The sequence below is a fragment of the Halobacillus sp. A1-3 genome (genome assembly GCF_050971765.1).
In the GTDB taxonomy this organism is placed as follows: Bacteria; Bacillota; Bacilli; order Bacillales; family Halobacillaceae; genus Halobacillus; species Halobacillus mangrovi_B.
The window spans coordinates 413,202-425,056 of record NZ_JBPCEO010000004.1 but is presented as its reverse complement, the minus strand read 5'-3'; the positions used below and the strand labels follow the sequence as shown (position 1 = coordinate 425,056).

The following is an 11,855-nucleotide window of genomic DNA, read 5'->3' as shown; positions in this document are numbered from 1 at the left end:
GTATCTGCTAATAAAGAGAGTTAATCCACTCAGAGATAAAAGAAGAAAAGCACACGCGGATATGGCGTGTGCTTCCTAAGCATGTTCAACTTTTCGTTGAGTGTTCGTTTGTCCTTTTGTTTGTTCGCTCTCTTCCTCAGGTGGCGCCGTCTTTTTGACGAAGAATGATAACACAATCCCGAGAATAGATAAGGCGGTGACTACGAAGAATGCAACATTCACACCATGGATGGAAGGATAATCAATGGTTGGTGTCTGTTGAGCCCGTTGGGCAGTAGTAGTCATAACTGTTACCAATATAGCCGTACCCACAGAAGCTGCTACCATCCTCATCGTATTGCTCATAGCTGCTCCATGGGGGATCAATTTTCTAGGTAATTGGTTCAATCCAGCTGTAGTGACTGGCATCATTACCATAGAAAGGCCAAACATTCTAATTGAATATAAAATTGTAATCGACGTGAAGGTTGTTTGGATACCTAAAAACGAAAAGGCTAGAGATGCACCGGAAATAATTGTCAATCCAATGATAGCCAGCCAACGGGCACCGATACGGTCAAAAATTCTGCCTGTAATAGGTGACATGAATGCTGTAATCACTGCTCCAGGTAAGAGTGCCAATCCGGATTCAAAAGCACTGAAATTGCGCATGTTTTGCATATATAGTGGTATAAGGGTTTCAGCACCAATCAGCCCCATAAACGTAATCATTGCAATGACTGTAGTAATTGTGAAAATGGGATATTTAAAGACTCTAAATTCAAGCATCGGATGCTCAAGCCGCAACTGTCTGAAAATAAATACAGTTAACGTCACAGCTCCTAGAATTAGTACACTTATTGTTATCGGGTGAATCCATCCTTCATTACCTGCAACGGTAAACCCATATAGCAAGCTTCCAAATCCTATAGAGGATAGAATAATGGAAACGGGATCCACTTTAGGGAAAGTCAATTCTGTTACGTTTTTCAAAATGAAATAAGCAAGAGCGATAATCATTAAAGCAAGCGGTAGGATCATCCAAAATAAGAAACGCCAAGAATAGTTAGCGGTCACCCAGCCCGATAAAGCTGGCCCTATCGCAGGTGCAAAGGAAATAACTAGACCAATGTACCCCATAGCGGCGCCACGTCTATTGACTGGAAATATCAGTAGAAATACCGTCTGCATTAATGGAAGCATTACTCCAGCACCAGTAGACTGGATAATCCTACCTATCAATAACAAAGGAAAGTTCGTCGCTATTCCACCTACAACGGTACCTAAACTAAATATGGACATGGCGGCAATAAAAAGCTGCCTCGTTGAAAAGCGTTCAATTAGAAAGGCGCTGACAGGGATCATGATCCCATTTACAAGCATGAACACTGTAGTCAGCCATTGCCCTGTATTTGCTGATATATCAAACTCTTCCATAATAGGAGGAATGGCTGTAATCATTAGGGTTTGGTTTAATATAGTAATAAATGAGCCAGTTAAAAGCAGTGCGGCTATTAAAATTTTGTTATAACCTTCGGAAGTCAACCGAACCCCTCCTTTATTAATAGAATCAATTCTATCATTATACTTTTGTTAGAAGAAACGAACAAATGATTCGCTTTAAATTCTTAGAACGATTCATACTTTACAAGTAATTTATTATGTAAATAAAAGAAAATTAAGTCCTGAATATATCAGAACTTAATTTGGGGAAGAGGGTTAGCTGCTTTTTCTTTTTATTCTATTTACGTATATTTTGAGGATTCCGTATCAGCACGTCTGATGGAGTAATACTCGATTCCTGCAAATTTAGCGTTTTCAATTGAATAGCAGTTGCAGCCATCAAATAAGACTGGAGACTTCATTTTTTATGCAAGTTACATTATACACAGCTTGTGATAGACAAACTCCTGTCGCAAGCCCGACATAGCCTGTCCCAATTACTGCAAAACCTTCGATTTTAGGCGTAGGAAACTAAGCGATCGGTTAATACCTCTTCATAGTCGATCAGAAGTTGAGAGAATATAGATTCCCATGACCTAGAGAGGGCATAGGTTCGTGCTGATTTACTCATTTTGGTCAATAGCTTTTCATCGTTTAGTAACTTGCTAATGGAGTGAATAAATTCTTCGACTTGGCATGGAGTACATAAGAGACCTGTTTTTCCATTTTCCACAATCTCTTGGACACCGCCAGCTTCAGAAGCAATGACAGGCGTTCCACAGGCCATTGATTCTAATACTACATTTCCAAAAGTTTCAGTCGTTGAAGGGAATATAAACAGAGAAGAACTAGAATAGATCTGAGTGAGCATTCTACCTTTTTGATAACCTGTAAACGTCATATTTGTTGGGGCGTCTTTTTCAAGTGATTTTCTGAGCGGACCGTCTCCAACAATCAGCCAGTGCACTTTTTTAGAAACATCATCAGGAAGTTCTTTTGCAATCTTTATTAAAGTATTTAAGTCCTTCTCAGGTGCAAGACGTCCAACGTAAGTTAAAATATACGGCACTTTTATAGAATATTTTTGTTTCAGCCATCCTTCCTGAAAATAAGGATGAAAAGAATCACAATCTACTCCTCGACTCCAAATTTTCACATTCGAAAATCCATGTCTAATTAATTCTTTTCTTGCATCATCTGAAGGGACAAATGTCGTACGAAAAGAGTGGTGGAACCAGTGTAAATAACGCCATAACAATTTGGATACTAATGGTAGTTTGTAATATTGAAGGTATCGATCAAAATGAGTGTGATAAGACCCGACTATTGGAATATTCAATTTTTTCCCTAAATAAAGTCCGGCAAGTCCGATGTTAAATGGAGTGGCGATATGGATGAGGTCTGGCTTGAAATGTTCAATATTTCTACGGATTACAGACATGTTTGGAAGAGCCAACCTGCATTCAGGATAAACAAATAGAGGTACACTGTTAAATCGATAAACCAATTCCGAATGAAACGCGTTGTCTTTGGTTTGTGGTGCAAAGAGCCTGTATTCAATTTTTTCACGTTCCAAATAACTGACTAAACGCTTCAACGTCTGAGAGACCCCGTTCACTTGAGGAATATATGTATCTGTAAAAATGGCAACTTTCATAATCATTTCCCCCTCGAAAGATTCTGGCTCTATCGCTATTATCTATTCAATAGAATGCCGAATATGCTACCTGAGGAGGGAGCTCAAAAGAATTAACAGAGTCATTACATTATTTACAAAGGTTTATAATTGTTTTTTAGAATGGCCATAGATCAGCTTTTTCTCTTTAGGCATCGCCTGTTCTTCAAAAGGTTGTAAGGAAATAAAAAAAAGAGGCTGCCGAGAAGGCCGCCTCTTTCATTGAAGGGGAGTGGGGACATAAATGGAATTGTGCATTAGGATTGTGGAGGTTGTCCCCAAAAAATGTAACTTTTGGGGAGTCCATACTACACAATGTGCCATATAAGAGGTTTCTTAAATTTTTTATCGAAATCAATATTAGACCGTATATTTAAAATTGATGGTTTGAAATAATACATCCATAAAATTGTTAGTTAAAAAAGAGATAAAGTAGAATATAGATAGCTATAAGTTCGGTCACATGGCATCCTTAAGCACTTTTCAAAAGAGATTGCTGGCTCATGGCTTTTAACAATATCATTTTGTCTTTGGTTGTCAGCCTACACCAGATACCTGCTTTAATGTTCACTTCTCTCTCCTCCTAGTAATGGGATAAAGTACTGGCCATGACAAGATGAACAAATATCTCTTACTATTACTTAGCATATACCGTCATTTCATCAAGCGTAAACCTCAAAACTTTCAACAATGTTCGAGGTATCCATGTTCCTTGGTAAGGTTTTAAAGGAATTTTGTCGAAATGCAAGTGAAATGAGATCGAATCACTCCTTTTTGTTAGACTACTATGAAAATCTTGTCGAAAAGTTTTTTAATTCTTTTTATAATATTTTATGTTTGCGCTTGAAAATAATTCTATAAATATAGAATAAAGACTGTTTCTCTTAATATGAGGATTAAAAATTAGTTCCAAATTAGTTGCCATCTGTAATTAGAGATGTTCATTTTTAAAAGGGGGAAAACGATGAAATTCATAGATGGACACAATGATACAGTTATAAAAATGAAAGAAAATGGAGTGAACTGCTTTTTAAGAGGAGATAGATCCGCTCATCTAGATCTTCCTAGAGCCATGAACGCAGGGTTTTCCGGAGGTTTTTTTGCAATATACACTCCTGATCGGTCCGATTTTCCACAGCTAGAAGACTATCAAACACAGGAAGGGTATCAGCTGCCTCTTTCTGAACCATGTGACCATCATTATGCATACCAGTACACCGACTACATGTTAAACTTGCTAAAGCAAGCTGAGCGAAACTCTCAAGGAGCACTTAAGTTCGTGAGTAATAAAGAGGAATTACTCAAATATGTGAATGAAGATACTATGGCTGGTATTCTTCATATTGAAGGGGCAGAATCCATTGATCCTGATTTCAAGGCCCTCTACGATTATTTTGATAAGGGAGTTCGCTCACTGGGACCTGTTTGGAGCAGGCCGAATATTTTCGGTGAAGGCGTACCTTATCATTTTCCTTCTTCTCCTGATACAGGGCCTGGTCTTACAAAAAAAGGGAAACAGCTGGTTAAAGAATGTAACAAGCTTGGCATTATGCTTGATCTATCTCATATAAATGAAAGAGGTTTCTGGGACTTGGCCAGTATTACAAATGCTCCGCTGGTTGCAACTCACTCGAATGTGCATACACTCTGTCCCATATCTAGGAATTTGACGGATCAACAAATCGATGCCATAGGGGAGTCGAATGGAGTTATAGGTGTTACTTATAGTTTGAATATGCTTAGAAAGGATGGAATAATTGATGCCAATGCTTCCATGACAGAAATTACAAAGCACATTCACTACATTGCAGAACGTATTGGGATAGAGCATGTAGCTCTTGGATCAGACTTTGATGGAACAACGATACCAAAAACGGTAGAAGATGTTAGAGGAGTCCCTGGTTTAATGGACCATCTGCAGAGAGAAGGTCTAACACAAAGAGAACTAAAAAAAGTGAGCATGGATAATTGGCTTCGAGTTCTAGAAGATACTTGGAAGGCTTAATAATACGAAGAACGAGCTCCAACATGGAACTCGTTCTTCTTGTTTATCGATGTTTTTGGTAGGTGACCGGCGACGTCATCGTTTGGATCTCACCAAAGATCTGTTCAGTAAGTGGTGCAGCCTTTAAATAGGTGAGGTTCTCTTCAAGCTGCTCCAAAGAACTTGCACCGAATACCGCTGTTGCCAAAGCTGGATGATGAAGGACATATTGCAGAGCCAATGCTGTCGGAGTGCGGTCTTCACTTCCATAATCCTGCCACTTTCTAGTAATCGATTGGATCTCTTCATAGCTATATTCCAGAAATCCATTTTCTGCTTTTTCCTGCGATTTTTCATGGCCGTTTGAAGATAACATTCCTTTGGCCAATGGACCTCTTGCAAGAACACTAATGTTGTTATCTGAAAGCAAATCTAATATTTCCTCTTCAGGTCTCCTGTCAAGTGCACTATACTGCATCATGACACTGGCTATATTAGATTTTTCTACAAATCTTCGAATGACGTTTGGGCGAATTGAGGATATTCCATATTCCCTAATCAGGCCCTCCTGTTTCAATTCCTCAAAGGCTTCAATAGTTTCTTCAATTGGGTCATCAATCGTGCCGCCATGCAGCTGATACAAGTCAATATAATCGGTGCCAAGACGCTGTAAACTGTCTTTAACTCCTCGTTTAATATGTTTTTTAGATGGATCCCATGTCCATCCCTCTTGCCCTGGAGTAAAGTTGTTTCCTACCTTTGTTCCAAGGATTATGTCATCTCGTCTGCCTTTAATGGCTTCTCCAACAATTTTTTCGTTGGTTCCGAAATCATACAGATCGGCGGTGTCCAAATAATTAACACCTGCATCTAGGGCGCGGTCAATGATGTATTTTGCTTTGTCAAGGTCTGTTCCTAAGGACATACATCCTAAACTGATTTCTGATACATATAATTCTGATTCTCCTAGCTGGCGTTTGTTCATTAAGATCATCCTTTCTAAGAAACCTCTTCCCAAGCATATCGAAATTCTCTCAGTTACATCCAGTCCTATGATAGAATGGCGATAGATTGTTCGGGAAGGTGGATTTAAAATGAAAAAATTTGAAGAGAAAACATATGAAACGGAAACAATTTATAAAGGGAAGATTGTGCAATTAAATATTGACAGTGTTACTTTACCCGATGGGAATACATCTAAACGAGAGTTGATTAAACACCCTGGAGCGGTAGCGGTCATTGCTCTGACCGAAGAAGGGAAATTAATTTGTGTAGAACAATACCGTAAGCCATTGGAGAAAAGCCTGATAGAAATCCCTGCAGGAAAGCTTGAAGAAAGAGAAGAACCTAAAACCTGTGCTTTAAGAGAGCTAGAGGAAGAAACGGGTTACACCACGGATCACCTGCAGTTTCTGACTTCATTTTATACCTCGCCTGGATTTGCGGATGAGATTGTTCATCTTTATTTTACGGACCATGTGAAGCCGCTCGAAGAAATTCCTGATGGGGATGAAGACGAGTTTGTGGAATTATTGGAACTTACTCTTGAGGAAGCAGAACAGCTTGAAAGTGAACAAAGAATTCACGATGCAAAAACAGCTTACGCTCTGCTTTACCTCAAATTGAGGCAGCAAAAATGAGTTTTATGAGCTACTTTGCAGATCTTCATATTCATATCGGAAGGGATTGGGATGGTAGACCTGTGAAAATTACCGGCTCAAATTCATTGACCGTAACGAATATTGTTAAAGAAGCAAGTAGAAGAAAAGGTCTCGATATCGTAGGGACCATTGATGCCCAATCCCCCGCTGTTCAGGCTGAGCTGAATTATTTAATAGATCAGGGGAAGGCTGTAGAATTAGCGGATGGAGGGATAAAATACGAAGATACAGTACTTATACTAGGGTCTGAAATCGAAATCTATGATGATGCTTGTAAAGGACCGATTCATGTATTGTGTTATTTTCCCTCTATAAAGAGTATGGAACAATTTTCTCTTTGGTTAAAGGAAAGAATGAAAAACGTTTTTTTAAGTACCCAGCGTTTTTATGGAACAGCAAAAGAGTTACAGAACTATGTGAAAACTAACGGAGGATTGTTTATTCCTGCCCATATATTTACCCCATTCAAAAGCATGTATGGTAAAGGAGTACGTCATTCACTTACAGAAGTATTCGACCCTGAACTTATTGATGCTGTAGAACTAGGGTTAAGTGCTGATCGTGATATGGCAAGTCAGATTACGGAATTAGAACCTTACACTTACTTAACCAATTCAGACGCTCACTCGCTTGGCAATCTAGCAAGGGAATATCAAGAAATAATAATGAAAGAAAAGACATTTAAGGAACTACGAAGGGCACTCACAGGAGAAGGGGAAAGAGGAATAGCTGCCAACTATGGATTGAACCCCCAGATGGGCAAATACCATCTGACCGTATGTGCAGATTGTTTAACCACTGTAAAATTAGCGGATGAAAGGTGCCCATCATGTGGTTCTTCAAAAATAGTGAAAGGCGTATCGGATAGGATTCGTGAATTAAGTAACAGGAAGGGGCAGCGACGCTCGCGACCAGATTACTATTACCAGGTCCCCTTGTCCTCCTTACCAGGGGTCGGAAAGAAAACCTATGAACATTTACTAGAATCATTTACTTCTGAGATGGATATTATCCATCGTGTCCCGTACAGCGAATTAACCACAGTAGCTAATGAAAAGGTAGCTGACTTCATCCTAGCCATGAGGGTTGGAAAGCTAAGGTTTCAACCAGGTGGAGGGGGAAAGTATGGGAAAGTTCTCCTTAATAATGAGTGAAATTGGTCTACTTTTTCTCTTTTTCTCATAGATTGGTCATAGACCGGTAATGAGAAAGGGTGGAATTCAATGCAGCAGGGAATTCGAACGGTAAAAAACGATCTGCAAAGCCACACGAACATATTCGTCTTTATTTTCGTGCTCTTTATTATGGGGATGGTGTTTGGTGCGGTCATTGTAAACAGTATGAACTTTGTACAAAAGCAGGATCTGTTCTTTTATCTAAAGCAATTTTTTATGCAGAATATCGAAATGGATGGAACACCTAAAACGGTTCTCTGGAAAGACAGCATGCTTTATCATGTAAAATATCTTTTGCTACTCTTTTTATTAGGCATTTCAATAATAGGAATGCCGATTATCACCGTATTACTGTTCATTAAAGGCTTAGTAGTCGGATTTTCTGTCGGTTTCCTAGTTAATCAGATGGGGTGGTATGGACTCTTGATATCCTCTGTTTCCATTGCTCCTCAAAATTTGATCATTATCCCAGCATACTTAATTGCAGGATCGCTGGCACTTATTTTTTCTCTTACTTTATGTAAGCAATTGTTTATTAGAAGAGTTCATCAGCCGTTATTGAAGGCTTTCACAAGGTATAGTGCCTGGTTTGGCATTTTGTTAGTTGTCTTATTGTTTTCTTCCATCATAGAGGTGTTTTTTTCAAATACCATCCTAGAGTATGTATTGCGCTGGCTTTATAATTAATAGTGATTATTTAAATGTAACAATTATAACTAATAGATTGTAATAATTATAATTTGACACTCGTTCTGTCTCTGATTATAATTAAGTTGGTATTACGAGGGAGGGACGAGCGAATGGAGCATCGTATAGAGAAGATAAAGAAACAGTTGCATTCCCAAAGCTATAAGTTAACACCCCAAAGGGAAGCTACGGTCCGAGTGCTTTTGGAAAACGAAGAAGATCATTTGAGTGCAGAAGATGTTTACCTCCTCGTAAAAGAGAAAGCACCCGAAATCGGTCTGGCTACTGTATATCGTACTCTGGAGCTATTAACAGAACTAAAAGTTGTAGACAAAATCAACTTCGGTGACGGAGTTTCCCGGTATGACCTTAGAAAAGAAGGAGCTACACATTTTCATCATCATTTAGTTTGTATTGAATGTGGTTCCGTTGAAGAAATTGAAGAAGATTTACTAGGTGACGTAGAAAATCTTGTTGAAAATCAATGGGGGTTTGAGGTGAAAGACCACCGTTTAACATTTCACGGTATATGCCGTGTATGTCAGAAGCAAGCGGTCGCTGCATCCTCATCCAAACAAAATGAAGAATGATTCGATAGCCGCTATGTGTACATAGTGGCTTTTTATTTTTATAAGTTCATTATCTCAATTAGGCATTACCACCTTCAATAGATTCTAATCCATTTCTATTTACAAAAGGAATGAAATCGTGTACGTTTATCCTAGATGCAACAGTTGTTCCTACAACTCTAGCATTTTGATTCTCAGAATAGTAATGATTCTCATGTATAATCCCTTGCTTTTTGGGCATATCCTTTTACAAATAGCTTGTAAAAGGAGAGGAAGCTTATGGCACACCTGGCACGGAATATGAAAGATTTAATTAAAGTCCTCATCGTTTTTACCATATGTACGTGTGTGTTTTACTTTGCTTTAAGACTTGTACATGAAGAATACGAAAGGCAACATCGATATGATCCGCCGGGAGGATCGGCTGTTAAGGTGTATCAGCCCGTCGAACAACAATGGACGGATCGATTGTCGATTTTCTTTCGTTTAGGAGAGTAGGTGGACGATGCAAGATGCATTAGAAGATTTTTTTCACTATTTAACTGTAGAACGGGGATTATCACCCAATACTATTCAATCCTATAAACGTGATCTGACCCAATATAAAAGTTTTCTTCAACAAGAGGCAGCGATTTCAAATTGGGAGTCTGTAACTAGAACTCATATTATGCAGTATCTTCATAATTTGAATGATAAAGGTCGCTCTGCTGCTACAATAGCAAGGTTGCTATCTTCGATTCGTCTCTATCATCAGTTCTTAATTCGAGAACAAAGAGCAAGCCAAGACCCTAGTTTACATATAGAGACACCTAAAAAAGAGCGGAAATTACCTAAAGTATTGTCTTCCGATGAAGTGGACAGGCTTCTAAACATTCACGCAAAAGATGCATTGTCTGCAAGAAATAAGGCTATGCTTGAAATGTTGTACGCTACAGGTCTTCGAGTAACAGAGCTGGTTTCATTAAAGGTCAGTGATCTACATTTGACAATGGGGTTTGTCAGGTGCTTAGGGAAAGGTTCTAAGGAACGTATTATCCCTTTAGGAGATATGGCTAAAGAAGCAGTTGAACTGTATTTGGAAATGGGCCGAGGAGAGCTAGTAAAGCAGAAGCGAACGGAAGAGTTATTTGTTAATCATCACGGGAATCGATTAACAAGACAAGGTTTTTGGAAGGTTCTGAAAGCGGTTGCTGTTGAAATGGGGATAAAGAAAGATCTTACTCCACATACACTCAGGCATTCATTTGCCACACACCTTCTTGAGAATGGTGCTGATTTAAGAGCTGTGCAAGAGATGCTCGGACATGCAGATATTTCAACTACACAAATCTATACCCACGTGACGAAGACTCGTCTAAAAGATGTTTATCGCTCGTACCATCCTCGAGCGTAAACACTTTTTTGTGTTTTTAGTTGTCTGACATCCTACAACTTAGATGGATAGCGTAAAAATCAAAAGAAGTGGGAAAGTAAATTTTAGGAGGGATCGATTATGAAACAATTCAAACGTGTATTTTTAGTGGTTATGGACTCTGTCGGAATCGGCGAAGCTCCTGATGCAGAGAGATTTGATGATAAAGGAGCGGATACGTTAGGTCATATTGCCGATCACATGGGTGGACTTAAGATGCCGAACATGGGAGCGTTAGGTTTAAGCAATATCAGAAAAATCAAAGGTATTGATGCTGTTGAAAACCCTGGAGCTCATTACACTACAATGGTTGAAGCTTCAAATGGTAAGGATACAATGACAGGTCATTGGGAAATCATGGGACTTTACATCGATCAGCCATTTCGTACGTTTCCAGACGGTTTTCCTGATGAATTATTAAACGAGATAAAAGAAAAAACTGGCCGGGGGATTGTTGGAAATAAACCAGCCTCAGGTACAGAGATTATTAAAGAGTTGGGCGAGCACCATATCAATACTGGTGATTTAATTATTTACACATCTGCGGATTCAGTGCTGCAAATCGCTGCCCATGAAGAAGTAATCCCTCCAGAGGAACTGTATGAGATTTGTGAGCTGTGCCGTGAACTAACACTTGATGAGAAATACATGGTTGGACGTGTCATCGCTCGCCCATTTGTTGGGAAGCCAGGAGCATTTGAACGTACTTCCAACCGCCACGACTATGCTCTCAAACCATTTGGACGTACAGTCATGAACGAGATGAAAGATGCTGAGCTCGATGTAATTGCCTTAGGTAAAATTTCTGATATCTACGACGGTGAAGGGGTTACGGAAGCTATACGTACGGCAGATAACATGGATGGCATGGACCAACTAGTGAAATCTTTGGACAAAGACTTCAATGGGGTGAGCTTTTTAAACCTTGTCGATTTTGATGCAAAATTTGGGCACCGCCGTGATCCACAAGGGTATGGAGAAGCATTAGAGGCCTATGATAAGCGGCTTCCCGAAGTATTAGATAAAATGCAAGACGATGATTTACTTATCATTACAGCAGATCATGGAAACGACCCTGTTCACCACGGTACTGATCATACAAGAGAACTTGTCCCATTACTTGTCTATCATAAAGGAATACAAAAAGGCCAAGAATTGGAACAGCGACAGACCTTTGCTGACATCGGAGCAACCATTTCAGAAAACTTCTCCATTAAAATGCCTGAACATGGCAAAAGCTTTTTAAACGAAATAAAATAGGGGTGGGGTAA

Annotated in this window: 12 protein-coding genes; 8 read left to right on the top strand and 4 right to left on the bottom strand. The window is 39.2% G+C overall.

What is annotated here, in order from left to right:
* Window positions 1-75 precede the first annotated feature (75 nt).
* The 3 genes from ACRYKC_RS10030 to ACRYKC_RS10020 all read right to left on the bottom strand — a co-directional run bounded on the left by ACRYKC_RS10030 (window position 76) and on the right by ACRYKC_RS10020 (window position 3,079).
* Window positions 76-1,524 carry a DHA2 family efflux MFS transporter permease subunit gene (locus ACRYKC_RS10030; RefSeq protein WP_433806585.1) on the bottom strand — a complete coding sequence of 483 codons (1,449 nt, stop codon included), beginning with the start codon at window positions 1,522-1,524 and terminating at the stop codon, window positions 76-78.
* Between the two features lie 297 nt (window positions 1,525-1,821).
* On the bottom strand, window positions 1,822-1,920 hold the full coding sequence (locus ACRYKC_RS10025) for a hypothetical protein (protein ID WP_433806598.1): 99 nt from the start codon (window positions 1,918-1,920) through the stop codon (window positions 1,822-1,824).
* 19 nt (window positions 1,921-1,939) lie between these two features.
* Entirely contained in the window at window positions 1,940-3,079 is a 1,140-nt protein-coding gene (locus ACRYKC_RS10020; RefSeq protein WP_433806584.1) for a glycosyltransferase family 4 protein, read from the bottom strand.
* A gap of 982 nt (window positions 3,080-4,061) precedes the next feature.
* On the opposite strand from ACRYKC_RS10020, the gene ACRYKC_RS10015 reads away from it, so the two are divergent.
* The gene (locus ACRYKC_RS10015) at window positions 4,062-5,102 is read left to right on the top strand and encodes a dipeptidase (protein ID WP_433806583.1); all 1,041 of its coding nucleotides are present in this window, start codon (window positions 4,062-4,064) and stop codon (window positions 5,100-5,102) included.
* 43 nt (window positions 5,103-5,145) lie between these two features.
* Here ACRYKC_RS10015 and ACRYKC_RS10010 read toward each other — a convergent pair whose 3' ends face one another.
* Window positions 5,146-6,066 (bottom strand): aldo/keto reductase, encoded by a 921-nt coding sequence (locus ACRYKC_RS10010; RefSeq protein ID WP_433806582.1) that lies wholly within the window; start codon window positions 6,064-6,066, stop codon window positions 5,146-5,148.
* 109 nt (window positions 6,067-6,175) lie between these two features.
* On the opposite strand from ACRYKC_RS10010, the gene ACRYKC_RS10005 reads away from it, so the two are divergent.
* The 7 genes from ACRYKC_RS10005 (at window position 6,176) to deoB (ending at window position 11,844) form a co-directional block, all read left to right on the top strand.
* On the top strand, window positions 6,176-6,721 hold the full coding sequence (locus ACRYKC_RS10005) for an NUDIX hydrolase (protein WP_433806581.1): 546 nt from the start codon (window positions 6,176-6,178) through the stop codon (window positions 6,719-6,721).
* Window positions 6,722-6,726: 5 nt separating this feature from the next.
* On the top strand, window positions 6,727-7,896 hold the full coding sequence (locus tag ACRYKC_RS10000) for an endonuclease Q family protein (protein ID WP_433806580.1): 1,170 nt from the start codon (window positions 6,727-6,729) through the stop codon (window positions 7,894-7,896).
* A 69-nt stretch (window positions 7,897-7,965) separates the two neighbouring features.
* Window positions 7,966-8,604, top strand: coding sequence for a stage II sporulation protein M (spoIIM, locus tag ACRYKC_RS09995; RefSeq protein WP_433806579.1), 639 nt, complete (start codon window positions 7,966-7,968; stop codon window positions 8,602-8,604).
* A gap of 113 nt (window positions 8,605-8,717) precedes the next feature.
* Entirely contained in the window at window positions 8,718-9,194 is a 477-nt protein-coding gene (fur, locus tag ACRYKC_RS09990) for a ferric iron uptake transcriptional regulator (protein ID WP_433806578.1), read from the top strand.
* A gap of 258 nt (window positions 9,195-9,452) precedes the next feature.
* Window positions 9,453-9,671, top strand: coding sequence for a YqzK family protein (locus ACRYKC_RS09985; RefSeq protein WP_433806577.1), 219 nt, complete (start codon window positions 9,453-9,455; stop codon window positions 9,669-9,671).
* A 7-nt stretch (window positions 9,672-9,678) separates the two neighbouring features.
* Complete coding sequence (gene xerD, locus ACRYKC_RS09980; RefSeq protein ID WP_433806576.1) at window positions 9,679-10,566, top strand: site-specific tyrosine recombinase XerD; 888 nt, start codon at window positions 9,679-9,681, stop codon at window positions 10,564-10,566.
* A gap of 99 nt (window positions 10,567-10,665) precedes the next feature.
* Complete coding sequence (gene deoB / locus ACRYKC_RS09975; RefSeq protein ID WP_433806575.1) at window positions 10,666-11,844, top strand: phosphopentomutase; 1,179 nt, start codon at window positions 10,666-10,668, stop codon at window positions 11,842-11,844.
* The last annotated feature ends 11 nt before the right edge of the window (window positions 11,845-11,855 follow it).

What these genes read in the sequence shown, in the direction of transcription:
- ACRYKC_RS10020 (WP_433806584.1), bottom strand. Translation starts at nt 3,079, where the DNA reads ATGAAAGTTGCCATTTTTACAGATACATATATTCCTCAAGTGAACGGG.
- ACRYKC_RS10015 (WP_433806583.1), top strand. Translation starts at nt 4,062, where the DNA reads ATGAAATTCATAGATGGACACAATGATACAGTTATAAAAATGAAAGAA.
- ACRYKC_RS10010 (WP_433806582.1), bottom strand. Translation starts at nt 6,066, where the DNA reads ATGAACAAACGCCAGCTAGGAGAATCAGAATTATATGTATCAGAAATC.
- ACRYKC_RS10005 (WP_433806581.1), top strand. Translation starts at nt 6,176, where the DNA reads ATGAAAAAATTTGAAGAGAAAACATATGAAACGGAAACAATTTATAAA.
- ACRYKC_RS10000 (WP_433806580.1), top strand. Translation starts at nt 6,727, where the DNA reads ATGAGCTACTTTGCAGATCTTCATATTCATATCGGAAGGGATTGGGAT.
- spoIIM (WP_433806579.1), top strand. Translation starts at nt 7,966, where the DNA reads ATGCAGCAGGGAATTCGAACGGTAAAAAACGATCTGCAAAGCCACACG.
- fur (WP_433806578.1), top strand. Translation starts at nt 8,718, where the DNA reads ATGGAGCATCGTATAGAGAAGATAAAGAAACAGTTGCATTCCCAAAGC.
- ACRYKC_RS09985 (WP_433806577.1), top strand. Translation starts at nt 9,453, where the DNA reads ATGGCACACCTGGCACGGAATATGAAAGATTTAATTAAAGTCCTCATC.
- xerD (WP_433806576.1), top strand. Translation starts at nt 9,679, where the DNA reads ATGCAAGATGCATTAGAAGATTTTTTTCACTATTTAACTGTAGAACGG.
- deoB (WP_433806575.1), top strand. Translation starts at nt 10,666, where the DNA reads ATGAAACAATTCAAACGTGTATTTTTAGTGGTTATGGACTCTGTCGGA.